The organism is Methylomonas sp. 2F7, from assembly GCF_057126975.1.
Genome location: NZ_CP195203.1, coordinates 1,977,344 through 1,994,736, shown reverse-complemented (window position 1 = coordinate 1,994,736; position 17,393 = coordinate 1,977,344). Strand labels below are relative to the sequence as shown.

At 49.5% G+C, this 17,393-nt stretch carries 5 protein-coding genes and 1 pseudogene; all 6 read right to left on the bottom strand.

Annotated elements, in window-relative coordinates:
• Positions 1-437 precede the first annotated feature (437 nt).
• Positions 438-992: pseudogene (locus tag ACR64Q_RS09015) on the bottom strand (cupin-like domain-containing protein); the annotation flags it as partial.
• A 187-nt stretch (positions 993-1,179) separates the two neighbouring features.
• On the bottom strand, positions 1,180-1,953 hold the full coding sequence (locus ACR64Q_RS09010; protein ID WP_313734371.1) for a sulfotransferase domain-containing protein: 774 nt from the start codon (positions 1,951-1,953) through the stop codon (positions 1,180-1,182).
• Positions 1,954-2,034: 81 nt separating this feature from the next.
• The gene (locus ACR64Q_RS09005; RefSeq protein ID WP_313734370.1) at positions 2,035-3,360 is read right to left on the bottom strand and encodes a glycosyltransferase; all 1,326 of its coding nucleotides are present in this window, start codon (positions 3,358-3,360) and stop codon (positions 2,035-2,037) included.
• Between the two features lie 197 nt (positions 3,361-3,557).
• Positions 3,558-5,876, bottom strand: coding sequence for a TonB-dependent siderophore receptor (locus ACR64Q_RS09000; RefSeq protein ID WP_313734369.1), 2,319 nt, complete (start codon positions 5,874-5,876; stop codon positions 3,558-3,560).
• A 251-nt stretch (positions 5,877-6,127) separates the two neighbouring features.
• Complete coding sequence (locus ACR64Q_RS08995; RefSeq protein ID WP_313734368.1) at positions 6,128-14,026, bottom strand: non-ribosomal peptide synthetase; 7,899 nt, start codon at positions 14,024-14,026, stop codon at positions 6,128-6,130.
• Positions 14,023-17,376 carry a non-ribosomal peptide synthetase gene (locus ACR64Q_RS08990; RefSeq protein ID WP_313734367.1) on the bottom strand — a complete coding sequence of 1,118 codons (3,354 nt, stop codon included), beginning with the start codon at positions 17,374-17,376 and terminating at the stop codon, positions 14,023-14,025. Before ACR64Q_RS08990 ends, ACR64Q_RS08995 begins: the two co-directional genes overlap by 4 nt.
• Between the last annotated feature and the right edge of the window lie 17 nt (positions 17,377-17,393).

The window sequence follows — 17,393 nt, the reverse complement described above, 5'->3', positions numbered from 1 at the left end:
TTCTATAATTAAATCTTGATGAGAGCAAACACTCCTCTGGCCTGTCCAAGTGCTCGCACCTCTCGTCCGCTAAACTCATCTTTCAATCGTGCATTTACACATTCAACTACACTACGCAATTGATAACAAATGGCTTTCAGGCATGCGATTTGAGATTGAGGCCGCATATACACCAAAAGGGTCGGAATAATGGAAAAATCGGACATAAGGATGTATACAACACATTTACCGGCCTGCGGACTAAAATTAAGTACCGAGCATAAAAATTAAGTCTAAATCAAGGACTGTTCAATTTCTATCTTGATAACTCGCTAATTTCTGTAGAATTGATTTCCCTTTAAAATACCATGAGGCAACTTCAAATAGTAATGGTGTATGCCAAGGTATGCCCAGCGGAGGCGACCATCTCAAACGACGAGGATCGTTCCAGAAAAAAACTACAGCAGATGTGAATTCCTGAGTGTCAACGCCATGCCACCAATAGATTGGAAAAAAAGCATTTCCCCCGCGTTAACTTCACACTCATAGTAATTGGCATTTGCATACAAAGGATACTTTTCTAAATCAACGGGCTCCTCCGTAATTTTGCTAAAATTATATTTCTGATATAAGAATTTAGTTTGATCAGGTGCAAAAAGCTTAACCTTTTTACGACCTGAAACAACACATAACAAAGCTTTTCCGTAAGGATGAAAATGGAGCTGGGAATATACATGACTCCCGATATAGCAAACCGCCAACGGATCCTTAGATTCAATGTATGCAGGTATAGAATAATCTGTAACTAAATCCGGAAGAATTCTTTTAATAGGTTGTTCACTTAGGTAGAACCGACCTTCTGCTGCTTGCTTATTAATTACAAGCGCCAAATATTCCGACAACTTCATCGATTCACTAGATGCTTCAAGATAATTTCCGTTTTTCATCCGCTTTACAGGTATAGTTCGTTCACCGCCGATAGAATTAAAATAATTTTTATTCCAAAGAGAATAAGCAGGCCAATTCTATGCAATCCCAGATATCAAAACCGGCTTACCCTGCTCTGCGTATAGGGCTTTGAATTACTCTATCGATCGCGTACGAACTCGCGCTACACTTAAGGGTCATTTATCGTTCGCATTCATCAAGAAATCTTAAAATATTAAAGCAATTAAAGTTGTCATAGTTAACACCTCGACTCTATATCTTACAAACTAATTTCTTAGCTAAATCATAATAAGGCCCCGAAAGACTGTCGATTAAAAACCGAGTATCTTTAGACAAGTTACTAGCTTTGCCAATGCTTTTTTCATTAATAAGTTCAGAAAACTCAGGCTTATAATGAATTCCGAAAAATTTATATATGGAGGCTAATATTACGCATTTATCTTTTACCAACTCATCATAATCAACAACAATCACACGCTCTTCATCTAAATTTTGCAAAATAGATACCAATTGGTTCACCTTTGCATTATATGAATAGCAAGCCCGGCGAATTCGATTAATTGCGAATGATCCAAATCGGTCAAATTTAACCTGATCAGATTTATTCATTACATGCTTTCCACATCCCAAAAATAATTCATCAAGGCAAAATCTCTCCGAAAATCGCGTCAGTGAATAAACAACCGAATAGGGATTTCTTACCATCCATACCAATTTATTCTTTTTGCCATACTTCCAATATTCATAGAACCTCTCATTAATATAGGTTGTTTGAAAACAGTAATTACCATTCAAATTTGGTCCAACTACTTCCGCTAAAACTAAAGCAGAGTCTAGTTCTGATAATTTTTCAATGCCTTCTCCTTGCATAATGGCATTGCTTATCATAGTGGTTCCAGATCTTTGGCATCCTCCTACTAAAATAGCTTCTGGATAATAAGAAAGCCCCTTAAGTAAATCGGTGTTTCTGGATCTTATGTGCTTGGAAAACTTTTTCCATGTATCAATTTTTTTTTCTTCAGCCATATGATTATCCTGATGAGAAACAGAAACACAAAGTACTAAACATTTTATCCATCAATACACATGATGACAAATAAAAACATATCAAATAGCCAAAATTTCATTAATCAGCTCAACGCCTTTGTTTTCCAATTCTGCTGACTCGAATTCCTTTCTCATAAAGGAGATCCTCTCTCGAAAATATGAAGTTTTTTTTATCATTTCGAGCATATTGATTAATCCGGTCGTAGTCAGCGTTTTTAAATCACCGCATATGCCAAGTCCGTGATAAACCACCCGAGCCGCATTGCCTGGGTGGTCGAAGCCAAGAGGAAAAACAATCATGGGAACGCCGAATAAAATGCATTCTTTAATCGTATTAGTGCCACCATGTGTAATTATCACGCTAGCTCGCTTTAAAATACTCAGCTGAGGAGCATAATTCACCAATATCACGTTATCAGCCACATTATAAAATCGACTTATATCTAACTCATTTCCTACCGATATAATCCATGTGTCGTTGATTTTTTGCTGTGCAACAGCAATAACTGTTTGGAAAAATTTTATTTTTTTTGTTTTTGGCAAATACTCTAATGACCCCAGAGAACAGTATACTAACGGCTTATCTTTGTCGACTATCTCCCAACAAAAATTCGGTTCCGTTCGTTCCAAATCTATTGAAGCACCAATATAATATCGACCCACCTCGTTATAAGAGGGAAAATCAAAATATTTCGGGCATAGCACCAATTCAGTAAGCTTTATCTTCGGGCCTAACATATCTGTTGACAAATCCACTAAATCAATGGGATAGCCATAATGCTCGCATAGTTTTTTGACGCCATAATTTTTACTTAGACAAATGCCAATGATCGTTGAGTAAAAAAAATCTTTAAAATAAAAAATCATCCACTCTAGTTGCACTATAAATTGATAAGACACCGAATTTTCCGGGGTCAATGCTGTTGTTATAGGGGGAGTACCTAAGCGTTTTGATTTGCACAAAGTATCGTGCAAATAAACAGACTTCAAGCCTGCTTTATATGCTAGCAGCCCCCATAGAAAAGAGTCATAATGAGTTGCAACAATTACCATCATATCTGGTCGCAATTGATTTATCAGCTCAAAAAACTCCTTATCCTCTCCAAGCATCAATGCATCGATAAATCTCTTCAAATATTTTACATACTTCCTTGTCGTCATAATACGTGAAAGTCCTGTAGAACCTTTATATGACTCATTACATTCGGGGAACCACTTGCTAAAAATAGATATAAAATCAAACCCAGACCTATGAACTGTTTTTTTTGATTGAGGAAGCCCTATATAAAATATTCTGTGCCCATTGCATCTTAATTCACGAGCTATTTTTAAACTAGCATTTATCGACCCTGTAATAGGATGAATACAGAAGACTATTATTGCCACAAATCACCATTAGTTGTAAATATAAAGGCCATCGTTTGAAATAAAACATACAATTTATCTTTGCTTCCCCGGAAGGATGCTCTATGAATAGGCGATAAAGTGAGTCAATTTCTTGTTCCGCAAATTTGACCTCGCTTGGTATAAGCCGGAACCTTTCTATAGCTTTCGCAGGTCACAACTGGACACAAGGTCTAATCTCAAAATTCCACCTTGACCGATCCTAAGAAATAACGAGGTGAGCCGACCCCAATCATATTGCCGCTGTTGGTACCCTGATAATAGGTTTTATCCAGCAGGTTGTTGGCGTTGAGTTGCAGTGTAACGCGGGATTTACCCAAATTCAGGCCATAACTTGCCATCAGGTTAAGGGTGGCATAACCCGGTAATTGGAAGGTATTGGCATTAGTACCCTGGCTTTGCGAGGCCGCATTGACGCCGGCACCCAATTTCAAGCCTTGTAAATCCCCGCCCTGGAACGCGTAAGTGCTCCATAAACTGCCGAAATTATGCGGGGTATTGAACATTCTGTTACCGGTATTTCCAGGGCCGCCATCGAACCCCACATCTTTAATGACATTTGCGAACGGCATGTGGGTGTAAGCGCCTATAATCCGCCAGCCGGGTAGGATTTCGCCCGCCGTTTCAAATTCATAGCCTCGACTTTCCTGTTCGCCTATGGCTCTGGAAATATTAGGGTTAACCGGATCGGGCACAGACATATTTTTTTGGATCAATTCGAAGTAGGCAAAACTGGCGGATAAGCGCCCGTCGAAAAACTCTGTTTTTGCCCCCATCTCCCACTCTTCGCCGGTGCGAGGCGGCAACGCTTGTTGATCAACCGACCTAAAAAGACTGTTAGATGGACCGAAGTTCTCGGTGTAGTTGCCATAGACGGCCAGCCAATTGAGTGGTTTCCATAACAAGCCACCGCGGGGACTAAAATGATCGTCGTCTGTGGTGGTAAGGCCGGTGGCTTTGTTGACACCATTGGCGTTGTCATAGCGCACCCCCACATTGCCGTAAACATTAAAAGGAAACTTAATTTGATCCTGCCAATACAGTCCGTACCATTCTTGCGACATATCCGGCCCAGGATTGGAGGCTAAATTGGGTGCCGACGACAGATAGGTCGGATTGAAAACATTGAAATTGGCACCTATGGGTAAAGCAGCGCAGCACTCGGAGCCTGCTTGTTGGTCATCGATGACGAAATAATCGAAACCCCACAGCGTGCTGTGTTCCAGCATGGCGGTATTGAATTTGCCGGTCAGGTTTAGCGTGGTGTAATAATTTTGTTGACTAACGCCTATACCGTTATTGAATCCGCGTACACCGCCATTGCCAAAATTCTCGTCCAGGTTTTTCAGATTCCCGTCCGCTGTGGCGGCGTCAATGAAGAATGTGAAATCGGAGCCCTTGTCCAAAAATTCCGCGCCGAAACGATGGTTTATTTTCCAGTTATCGTTGAATTCATGCGACCAGCTGGCGCCTACATAGGCTCTGTCTCCAACAGTTTTATTGTTGAATGGATCGCCGGTTTGGCGGCTTCTGGGCACCGGTGCAGGACGGTTGCCTATCGGAGGGATGCCTGAATCGTTAGTATTGTCGAAGTGTTGATATTCGATGTCCAAATTGACTTGGGTTCGATTTGAAATATTCCATGTAAAACTAGGAGCCAGGAATACGGTATCGGTTTTGACGAAATCCCGAAACGAATTGGCGTTTTCGTACGATAAATTCACCCGATAAAGCAATGTGTCGTCGTGAGTAATCGCGCCCGTCGAATCGACTAGGGTACGGTAAAAATCGTAGGAACCGAATTGTTGCTCTACGGAATGATAAGGCGTGGCCTGAGGACGTTTGGTCACCAGATTGATCACGCCGCCAGGTTCGTTACGGCCGAAGAGTAACGAGCCGGGGCCTTTTAGAACTTCGACTCGCTCCAGGTTGGCAGTCTGGCGCTTAAGCGTGCCACCACCTAATGCCGATGGCAACAAAAAGCCATCCCGATATAAATTTATATTTTCAAAGCCGCGCATGATGAAAAAATCGCTATCTCCGCCGTTGGCATAGCTGGATGTTACCCCAGCCACATTTCGAATACTGTCCTCAACTCGAATAAAGCGCTGATCCTCTAGTACCTGCTTTGGGACGACGGCTATTGAATACGGTGTCTCCATGACCGGCGTATCGGTCTTTGTTGCGGTGGTGGCGTTAGGCAGGCGGTAATCCGGGTTATATGGATCAGCCGAATCATAAACTGCCCGCCCAACCACTCGGACAGCCGGCATAGTCGTTGGATCTTTTGCTTCAGCCAGTTGTATTCTCTCAACCGTCACCGTGCTGTCACCTGTCATCCGATAACTCAGATCACTGCCTTTAAGTAACTGTTGCAACGCTTGTTCGGTTGTATAACGCCCTTTCAATCCGAGGGATTTGACTTCGTTTACAACCTTGGCAGGGTAATTAATATCGAGATTGGAGGTATCGGAAAAATCATCCAATGCCTTAGACATTGACCCGGCAGCGATATCGAATTGGTAAATCCTGTCATTGCCGTCCGCAATTGGTGTGGATGCGTATAACAAGCTGCATAGCATAGCGATCGACTTTACAGTATGCCGCTGGCGGGACTCTTCTATTGAGTTATAAATCGCGGTCCTTGTTGTAAAATTATGGGCTTTTCTGGAGCGAATCATGGTTGATCTCGTTGGTAATTAATAGTGCCTAGGCATTTTAGTTGTCGGGGGTGCTTCAAAATATTCGTTTATTTAAACGTTGCAGTTTCTGTTTGAACCTGCGGATATTTAGTTAGAAGACGACTACCTCCACGATTTTCCTCCGAAATTTCTTCTCCTCTAGCACCGATGAATTTGCTACGCAAAAAATAGTCCCGATAGCGATCCAATAAGATCTCATCGAACTCGCCATATTCGGCGCCTAAGTTGCGCAATGCACATTGAGTAGTGAGACAGGCGTATCCCTTATCGACACCGGCAGATGGATTGATGGGCTCGTCGGTAAATAGGCCTAGTAATGGCTTTAATGCAAACTGGTCCATGATTTCCGCCGTGCAATGTATTGCACGCAACCATTCCGGCATCGGCACCTTGCATAGCGGAAAGTCCCTGGCGGCAAACCAATCTAATAACGCATTCGCGGTCGGTGGTTTAGGGTGGTTTAAATGGAAAATGCGGTTTTCCGCACAATCGGCCTTCGCTAATGCAACGATGGCGCGACTGATGTCGTCGACAGTCGCCATTTCCAGTTTGGCCACACTATCCGGCGCCAAGCCCATCTGCACGCAGCCTTTCAAAATGCGGCACAGGAAGTCATCGGTATTCCATACACCGTTGCGCCGGTCGCCGGCCACTGTCGCAGGGCGATAAACGTCCACGAAAAATCCACGGCTGCCGGCAGAGCGCATAATAGCTTCCGCGACCCATTTACTTTGCGCGTATCCGCCGGTCAGGCTTTTGTTCAATAACGGTTCGTCGGCTTCCGCAAAACCGGCGGAGCTGCGGGGTTCCCCGGAGAACACCGATAACGTCGATACATAATGTATGGCTTTAGGACGCTCGGTTGCCGCCATGCGCAGAACTTCGACACTACCCAACACGTTTGCCGGTTTTAACGAGCAGTAGGGTTGTACGAAATTGACTAACGCCCCGTTATGGAAAATGGCATCCGTATTAGCCGAAATTTCCCGATAACGTTCGCCGGTCAACCCCAATTTTTCAACTGCCAGATCGCCGCACACCGCAATGACTCTGGACCATTCGACTAGGTCGTACAGTTCGTAACGCCGCAACTGTGTTTGTAAACGTGCTGTCGCCTGCATTTCGTCCTCGGCTCGCACTAGGCAATAGACGTTGGCATCCGTTTGCTCCAGCAATTCGACCAACAAAAAGGCCCCAAGAAAACCGGTTGCCCCAGTCAACATGACTGCCTGAGATTGATCGAGCGGCAAAGGTTGTGTCGGCAAAGGGTAAATGTTGCTGCCCAATCGACTGTCCACCAGCAAATCGATGTCGGCATCGGAAATGTCTCCAGCGAGCCAAGCCGCTTGCTGAACGATTGTTGGATGTTCGAACACCATTTTGACCGGAAATTTTTGCTGTAATCTTCTTTCGCCAGAAAACGCCAATTGTGTGGCCAACAAGGAATGCCCGCCCAATTCGAAGAAATCGTCTTCGATGCCCACTTTATCGACCCCCAAGACTTCCTGCCAAATCTCTGCCAAGACTTGCTCGGTTTCGGTACCGGGTGCTACGTAGGCTTGTTTCAACTGCTCGCTGAAATCGGGTGCCGGTAATTGCTTCCGATCCAGCTTGCCGTTGGCGGACAGTGGCATGGCGTCTAACACCACGAAGGCGCTGGGCACCATGTAGTCCGGCAGCTGCTGTTTGAGTCGGGCTTTAAGGCCCTCGACGATGGCCTGTTCGGCCTCGGTGTCTGCCACCGCATGGGGGACCACGTAAGCCACCAAGCGCTTGTCGCCGGGGTGATCTTCCCTCGCGATTACCACGGCGTCCTTGATATCCGCATACTTGAGCAATTGGGCTTCAATTTCCCCCAGTTCGATCCGAAAGCCTCGGATTTTGACTTGGTGATCGATTCGACCCAGAAACTCAAGTGCGCCGTCGGTGCGATAGCGGACCAGGTCGCCGGTTTTGTACCGCCGGCCGCCGGCCGGGCCAAAGGGGTCGGGGACGAAACGCTCGGCGGTCAGATCGGGGCGTTGCCAGTAGCCGGGCACGATGCCGGCGCCACCGATGTACAGTTCGCCGACCACTCCGACCGGGACCGGGTTGAGCGACCGATCCAGGTTGTAAAGACGAACGTTGGTGATCGGCCGACCTATCGATAATGGTTTGTCCAAATCATCCAAACTCGCTTGGTAGACGCTACTCCACACCGTACCTTCTGTCGGGCCGTATTCGTTGTAGAGCTTGGTACCGGGCAGTACGGCAAGGTGGCGCTTGACGACGTCGGTCGGACACGCTTCGCCAGCGACGATGGCAACCTGCAGGCCGCTTAAGGATTGGGGCGTTTGTTCCAAGAGCAAGGCATACAGCGAGGGCAAGGCTAACAAGTGGGAGATGCGCCCTTGCTCGATCAGCGCTGCCAGCGCCACCGGGTCTTTGATGTTGTCGTCATGGGGTAGATATAAACAGCCGCCTTGAGCCAGGGTCCAGAAAATGCCCGCCACCGAGCTGTCGAAAGCAAACGAGGACAGCAGCAGATAGGCTTTTACTGGTTCTGGATAACCTGTCAGCCGGGACCAAGTGGAATGTACCGCGTTGCGGTGGTTCACCGCCACGCCCTTGGGCCGACCGGTTGAGCCGGAGGTGTAGATCAGGTAGGCCAGATGCAAGGGATGCAGGCTCACCATAGGGTTAGCCTTGGGATACTCGGCAATGGCCGGCCCGCCGCGGTCGAGGCAGACGACATCGCCCACCTGGTCCGCTGCAAATTCGGCATTGGGTGTTTCCCGGGTCAATAACAACTTGACGCCGGCATCGGCTAGTATCAACTTCCGCCGCTCGGCCGGATAGTTGGGGTCGAGCGGCACATAAGCGCCGCCGGCCTTCAAGATGCCCAGCAAGCCGATCACCATCGCCAGCGAGCGTTCAACGCAGATGCCGACCAGCACGTCCGGTCCTACGCCCCGTTCGATCAGGTAATGCGCCAGTTGGTTGGCTTTGGCGTTCAGCTCGGCGTAGCTCAGGCTCTCGCCTTCAAACGTCAGCGCAATCGCACCAGGCGTTTGCTCGACTTGCGCTTCGAACAGTTGGTGGATGCAGCGCTCTTGCGGGTAGTCAACACCGGTCGCATTCCAGTCGTGCAGGATTTGCCGAGTTTCCGCTTCGCTCAGCAGCGGCAGTTCGCTGACTTTGCGCTGCGGCTGGGCGGCAACCGCTTGCAGCAGCTGTTGGTAGTGCCGTTCGAGGCGTTCGATGCTGGTTGCATCGTACAGGTCGGTGTTGTATTCCCAGTTTCCGCCGATTCGGCCGTCCGGCCAGTCTTGGATGTGTAGGGTTAGGTCGAATTTGGCCACCTTGCCGGAGTCTTCGATCAGTTCGACGGCTAAATCAGGCAAGCTTAGCGTCAGCGGCTCTTGTTTGGCCAAAACGAACATGACTTGAAACAATGGACTGCGGCAGGGGTCCCGTTCGGGCTGCAGCGCTTCGACCAGTTTTTCGAACGGCAGGTCTTGGTGCTGTTGGGCATCCAGCACCGTGGTTTTGATTTGTGTTAGAAACTCGGCCACCGTTGGGTTAGCCGATACGTTGGCGCGCAGAACCAAGGTGTTGACGAAGAAGCCGATCAAGCTTTCGATTTCTGGCCGATTCCGGTTGGCTACCGGGCTGCCGACACACAGATCGGATTGGCCGCTGTAGCGACTGAGCAGCAGTTGGAACACAGCTAGTAGTGCCATGAACAAGGTGACATTGTGTTGCCGGCTCAATGCCCGTATCGCTTGCGCCAAAGTCAGCGGCAGTTCGAAAGCCAGACTGGCGCCACAGTAGGTGGTCGCTGCCGGCCGTGGCCGGTCGGTCGGCAGGTCCAGTACCAGCTGCGCGCCGTCCAGTTGTTGCCGCCAGTAATGTAACTGCCGTTCCAGTACCTCGCCGCTCAGCCACTGGCGCTGCCAGCAGGCAAAGTCGGCGTATTGAATCGGCAATTCCGCCAGTGGTGCGGCGAGTCCTTGTGTGAACGCTCGGTACAACGCGCTGAATTCCTTGACCAGGAGTTCAGCCGACCAGCCGTCGGACACGATATGGTGCATGGTCAACAACAGCACCGTATCCTGCTGTTCGGCACAGTCCCTCAGCCGCAATAAGCGGGCACGGATCAAAGGTCCGTTACGCAAATCGAAGGGTTTGGCGGCTTCTTGCCGGCATAGCTCTTGCCAAGCTTCATCTTGACCGGACTCTAAGTCGGTCAGGTCGATGTGCGCCAGTTCTACCGTCAGATCCGGGCGAATGGTTTGCACCGCCTCGCCGTCCGGGCCGGTGTCGAACACGGTCCGCAGGATTTCGTGCCGGCGGACGATGGCCGTGAAGCTTTGCGTCAGTGCGGCAAGGTCCAAACGCCCGGTCAGGCGCAGCACTACCGGAATGTTGTAGAAGGGGCTGTCCGGTTCCAGCTGGTCCAGAAACCACAGGCGTTGCTGGGCATAGGATAACGGGATCGGGGCGGTGCGGGCGGCGGGCGGTATCGTGACGGCAACCGTGTTTAGCCTGCTCCCCTTTAGCCCTTCTATTGTTTCGGCCAAGGCCGCAAGCCGGCCATGCTCGAATAAGTCGCGCAACGGTAATTCAATCGAAAATCGTTTGGCAATACGCGACACCAGTTGCGTGGCTAACAGCGAATGCCCACCCAATTCGAAGAAATCGTCTTCGGTGCCCACTTGCTCGACACCTAAGACCTCCTGCCAAATCTCGGCCAAAACCCGTTCGGTTTCGGTGCACGGTGCTACGTAGACTTTTTTCAGCTGCTGGCTGAGGTCCGGCGCCGGCAGCCGTTTGCGGTCCAGCTTGCCGTTGGTGGACAGCGGCATGGCGTCCAGCACCACAAAGGCGCCGGGCACCATATAATCCGGCAGGTGGTGTTTGAGTTGGGCTTTGAGGTGATCGACCATGACCTGCTCGGACTCGTTATTGGCCACCGCCTGCGGAACCACGTACGCTACCAATCGCTTGTCGCCGGGGTGATCTTCTCTCGCGATCACGACGGCGTCCTTAATCTCCGCTTGCTTGAGCAATTGGGCTTCAATTTCCCCCAATTCAATCCGAAAACCTCGGATCTTGACTTGGTGGTCTATGCGACCCAAATAGTCGATGTTGCCGTCCGGGCGATAGCGCACTAGGTCGCCGGTTTTGTATAGCCTGCCACCGGTCGCGCCGAAAGGATCGGGGATGAATTTCTCGGCGGTCATATCGGGCCGATTCAGGTAGCCTCGGCCTAAACCGATACCTCCGATGTGCAACTCCCCGTGCGTACCTATCGGTACCGGATTTAAGCTATGGTCGAGAATGTGCATGCGGAGATTGGCAATCGGCTTGCCGATCGGTGCAGTCAATCCATCGCAAGTTGCTTTAAAAGACCAAGAACTTGAATCGATGCAAGCTTCAGTCGGCCCATAAAGATTAATTACGTTAACTTCAAGGCGTTGACGACATTTCTCACCCAAGGGTACAGGTAACGCTTCACCGCCGCAAAAAACTCGTTTCAACGAAGGCAAACTTGGTAGTTCACTATCTTCATTTATTAAAGCTCCCAGTAAACTCGGTACCATTTGAAGTGTTGTTATTTCGTAATCAGCCACAACCGAAAACAGAGAAGAAACATCCCTCTCCCAACCGATTGGAGCGAGAACCAGCCTTGCTCCAAACGATAAAGGAGTAAACAATTCCCACACTGAGGCATCGAAACTAAAAGAAGTTTTTTGCAAGATAAAATCACTATTCGTAAACGAAAATTCTTGCTGCATCCATAAGGTGTGATTTACCAATGCCTCGTGATGCATCATCACTCCTTTAGGTCGACCGGTCGAGCCAGAGGTATAAATGCAATAGGCTAGATTGCTGGGGTGTAGGTCGGGTCGAGGATTGTCGGCGGGATACACCGCTACCCGCGTCCAATCGCTATCCAGACTGAGCATTGGAGTCCCGCCAAAATCCAGTTCGGCGAATCGCTCTTGCGTCAAAATCACGCTGGGCGCAATGTCGGCTAGCATGAAGGCCAAGCGTTCGGCCGGATAGTGAGGATCGAGCGGCACATAAGCCCCGCCAGCCTTGAGGATGCCCAACAAGCCGATCACCATCTCCAGTGAGCGTTCCAGGCAGATGCCGACCAGCACGTCCGGTCCTACGCCGCGTTCGATCAGGTAATGTGCCAGCTGGTTGGCTTTGGCGTTCAGTTCGGCGTAGCTCAGGCTTTTGCCTTCGAACGTCAGTGCCATCGCGTACGGGGTTTTCTCGACTTGCGCTTCGAACAGCTGGTGAATGCAGCGGTCTTGCGGGTAGTCAACACCAGTCGCATTCCAGTCATGCAGGATTTGCCGGCGTTCGTCGCCGCCAACTACCGTGATCGCGCGCATTGGCAGTTGGGGATGCGTTTCTAGCGCGCTTACGATGGATTCCAATGACGTCAACATATACTCGTTGAGCCTGCCCGGCTGCAAACGCCGGACACATTGCAGCGTTAACGCGTAACCGTCTCCGAAATCGTCAACCGATAGTGTCATCGGGTAGTTGGTTCGTTCTTCTCCGCCAGCCACAACCCGCATACCCGGCCATGAATTTCCAATATTGTCATCGTCCCGCAGACTATGCCGGTAATTCAGCAACGAGGTAAACAATGGCAATCCCGAGTCTAGGCCACTACAGCGTTGCGCCAACGCTAGCGAGGCTTGCTCATGCTCGATTAGCCCGGTCAATTGTCGTTGGGTGTCGGCCAACGCCTTTCCGACCGAAACATTGCCTACCGATATTCTCAGCGGCAAAGTATTGATAAACATCCCCACTGTCCGTTCGATCCCCGCCCCCCCCCGCATGCGGCCAGTCAAGACCGTACCGAACACGACGTCGTTTTGTCCGCAACATTGCCCTAAGACTCTGGCCCAAGCCAAGTGAAACAATACCGCCGCACTGACGCCGTGACGCTTGATTTGGGCCCGAAGTCTTCCGGTCAAACTGTCAGATATACCCGTTTGTGCTTCGGCGATCTCGCCGCAATTTTTTATATCCAGTATGCCGAACGGTGCCGTCGGCTCCATAATGTTGCCTAGCTGTTCGCGGAAATAGCTATCGTGTTTGTCGAGCTCCAGCAATCGAAGCTGAGCGATGAAATTGCGGTAGGGAAACGTTGGCGGCAGTTCGTGAGCACATCCATTCAACAGCAAACGAATTTCGCTGATAATGAATTCCAGACTGATATGGTCACAGACGATATGGTGATTTAGCAGAGCCAATAGCCATTCGCCGTTTTGTGGCTCGGCGATCACGTATGCCGCCAGCAAAGGCGCTTTACCTAAATCCAAGCGCACACGGCTTGGGTCGCTAGCAGTCAATAATGAAGCTAATACGTCGCCGCTCGAGGCAGCCAACTCGTGCACCGGCAATACTGCTTTTCGACAAACCACTTGTACCGGCTGAGGCAAATCCTGCCAGACGACCATGGTACGCAATATATCGTGTCGTTCAATGACTTGCTGCAATGCCGCAACGAAGTGATCCACCCCTTCGCGGCTATCGAAGGCAAGGATAGACCGTAATAAGTAGGTATCGCCTTCTGCGTCCATCAAGTGATGAAATAAAATGCCTGATTGCAACGGCGACAGCGGATATATATCCTGGATATTACTGGCGCCGCCCGGCACCCTTTCGACAATGCGGTCGATGTCGGTTTGTGACAATTCAATCAACGGCAGTTTGGCGGGTGTGATGCTCGTGGACGGTGGCGCACTTTTTATTTTGATCGAATCGTCGTTCCCAGTTTGCAGTAACTCGATTAGCGATTGCTTGTATTGTTTCAACAAGTTCATGGTGTCAGCATCCATCGCCCCTTGCGGAATTCGGATCACCAATTCGCCACCATCCAACAACACCCCAATATTTTTTTCGTGGATCCTGGCAATGACCTGTTCCATGCTCATAATCTGAATTCCTCCAATGCTTCGTCTTCGGGTTCCAACTCCGCTTGATCAAGCAAATTGGGCGGAATTTCGAAATTGTTTTGGTGCCTACGAACGGTTATAGCCGACGCCATATTTGCCAATATCGGCATAACAAATACAGTCCGCGCGTCTATCGCCATGTCGTGTTCCGAAAGACGTTGAATAAGTTGAATGATCAATAATGAATGTCCGCCCAACTCGAAAAAATGATCGTTGCGGCCAATACGTTTAACGCCGAGTAATTGCTGCCAGACTTCGGCTAGTCTTTCTTCGACTTCGCTAGTCGGCGCCACGTATTCTCGATTACCGGCGCCATTTAAATCCGGCGCCGGCAGCCGTTTGCGGTCCAGCTTGCCGTTGGTGGACAGCGGCATGGCGTCCAGCACCACAAAGGCGCCGGGCACCATATAATCCGGCAGGTGGTGTTTGAGTTGGGCTTTGAGGTGATCGACCATGACCTGCTCGGACTCGTTATTGGCCACCGCCTGCGGAACCACGTACGCTACCAATCGCTTGTCGCCGGGGTGATCTTCTCTCGCGATCACGACGGCGTCCTTAATCTCCGCTTGCTTGAGCAATTGGGCTTCAATTTCCCCCAATTCAATCCGAAAACCTCGGATCTTGACTTGGTGGTCTATGCGACCCAAATAGTCGATGTTGCCGTCCGGGCGATAGCGCACTAGGTCGCCGGTTTTGTATAGCCTGCCACCGGTCGCGCCGAAAGGATCGGGGATGAATTTCTCGGCGGTCATATCGGGCCGATTCAGGTAGCCTCGGCCTAAACCGATACCTCCGATGTGCAACTCCCCGTGCGTACCTATCGGTACCGGATTTAAGCTATGGTCGAGAATGTGCATGCGGAGATTGGCAATCGGCTTGCCGATCGGTGCAGTCAATCCATCGCAAGTTGCTTTAAAAGACCAAGAACTTGAATCGATGCAAGCTTCAGTCGGCCCATAAAGATTAATTACGTTAACTTCAAGGCGTTGACGACATTTCTCACCCAAGGGTACAGGTAACGCTTCACCGCCGCAAAAAACTCGTTTCAACGAAGGCAAACTTGGTAGTTCACTATCTTCATTTATTAAAGCTCCCAGTAAACTCGGTACCATTTGAAGTGTTGTTATTTCGTAATCAGCCACAACCGAAAACAGAGAAGAAACATCCCTCTCCCAACCGATTGGAGCGAGAACCAGCCTTGCTCCAAACGATAAAGGAGTAAACAATTCCCACACTGAGGCATCGAAACTAAAAGAAGTTTTTTGCAAGATAAAATCACTATTCGTAAACGAAAATTCTTGCTGCATCCATAAGGTGTGATTTACCAATGCCTCGTGATGCATCATCACTCCTTTAGGTCGACCGGTCGAGCCAGAGGTATAAATGCAATAGGCTAGATTGCTGGGGTGTAGGTCGGGTCGAGGATTGTCGGCGGGATACACCGCTACCCGCGTCCAATCGCTATCCAGACTGAGCATTGGAGTCCCGCCAAAATCCAGTTCGGCGAATCGCTCTTGCGTCAAAATCACGCTGGGCGCAATGTCGGCTAGCATGAAGGCCAAGCGTTCGGCCGGATAGTGAGGATCGAGCGGCACATAAGCCCCGCCAGCCTTGAGGATGCCCAACAAGCCGATCACCATCTCCAGTGAGCGTTCCAGGCAGATGCCGACCAGCACGTCCGGTCCTACGCCGCGTTCGATCAGGTAATGTGCCAGCTGGTTGGCTTTGGCGTTCAGTTCGGCGTAGCTCAGGCTTTTGCCTTCGAACGTCAGTGCCATCGCGTACGGGGTTTTCTCGACTTGCGCTTCGAACAGCTGGTGAATGCAGCGGTCTTGCGGGTAGTCAACTTCGGTGGCGTTCCAGTTTTCGAGGAGATGTTGGCGTTCAGGTTGGCTCATTATAGTCAATTCGGAAATTGGCATGTCCGGGCGATCAACAATAGACTCTAACAATAGCTGCCAATGTTCGGCCATGCGTTCGATAGTCGTTTCGACAAATAAATCACTGCTGTAGTTAATGTTGCAATCGATGCTGTCGCCTCTTCTGAGTAAATTCAACGTCAAATCGTATTTGGCCGATTGCAATTCTGCTTCGACCAGTTCGAATTGTAGGCCAGGAATATTTAGGTCTTCGAACGCGGTATGCTGATAAACCAGCATGACCTGGAACAACGGGCTACGACTTAGCTCGCGTTGAGGCCGCAAAGCCTCAACAAGGCGTTCGAACGGCAAATCCTGATGGTTTTGCGCTTCCAACAAGCGTTGCTTAATCTTTTGCAATAAAGTTAGGAAGCTCGGATTGCCCGACAAGTCGCTTCGCAGCACTTGCAAATTGACGAAAAAACCAATTAGTTCTTCGATTTCCCGCCGGTTGCGATTGGCGATTGGGAAGCCTATGCAAATGTCGGTTTGACCGGAATAACGCCATAGCAGTACATTGAATGCCGCCATCATTACCGCAAACAATGTTGTATCGGCTTGGCGGCTCAGAGTAATCAGTTCCTGGCCGAGCTCGCCGGGCAGCAAAAATCGAAAGTCACCACCCCGGTGAGACATTTGGTGTGGACGCGGATAATCGGTGGGCAAATCCAGTGATGACGGAGCTGCGGCTAATTGGTTTTGCCAATAGCCTAATTGCTGGGCATATGATCCGCCTTGCAAATATTGCCGTTGCCATTCGGCGAAATCAGCATATTGAATGGCTGGTCCGGAGTCGAACAGCGATTGCCCAAGTTGCAGTTGCCGATAAAACTGGCCTACTTCCTTGATAAGCAGTCGCAACGACCATTCATCGGCAACAATATGATGTAGGGTAATAGATAACCGGTGATTTTCGTCCGCTAACTTGATAAGTAGCACACGCATCAGCGGCAGTTGTTCCAAATCGAATGCCTGGCGCGCCTCAACCTTTTGCAATGTTTCGGCTGTCTGTTGACTGTGTTCAAACGGCAAATCGCTCAAATCAATTTGCTTTAAATCAATGTCGCCGCAGGCATGAATTACTTGTCGGGGATGTCCATCGAGAGACGTAAAACTCGTACGGAGTATTTCATGATGGCGAACGATTTCGTTCAAGGCTTGTTCCAGTATGGCAACATCCAACGGTCCTTGCACTCGCACTACACCAGCCATATTGTAGAAAGGATCGTCTGGCTCCAGACGGGTCAAAAACCACAACCTTTCCTGAGAAAATGATAAGGGGCAGGGCGAAATTTGCTTGCGCTTGCCAATGCCACGATGAACGGCAGCGCTTTTATCGCTAAGGCGCTTTAACAGTAAGGCTTGTTTTTCCTTCGACAATTCGATTACTTTTTTCGTTGATACAGACATGTTTGATCCTGGTAGAT

Bases quoted from the DNA above. Each gene is read 5' to 3' on its own strand.
- ACR64Q_RS09010 (WP_313734371.1), bottom strand. From the start codon at position 1,953: ATGGCTGAAGAAAAAAAAATTGATACATGGAAAAAGTTTTCCAAGCAC.
- ACR64Q_RS08990 (WP_313734367.1), bottom strand. From the start codon at position 17,376: ATGTCTGTATCAACGAAAAAAGTAATCGAATTGTCGAAGGAAAAACAA.
- ACR64Q_RS08995 (WP_313734368.1), bottom strand. From the start codon at position 14,026: ATGAGCATGGAACAGGTCATTGCCAGGATCCACGAAAAAAATATTGGG.
- ACR64Q_RS09000 (WP_313734369.1), bottom strand. From the start codon at position 5,876: ATGTCTAAGGCATTGGATGATTTTTCCGATACCTCCAATCTCGATATT.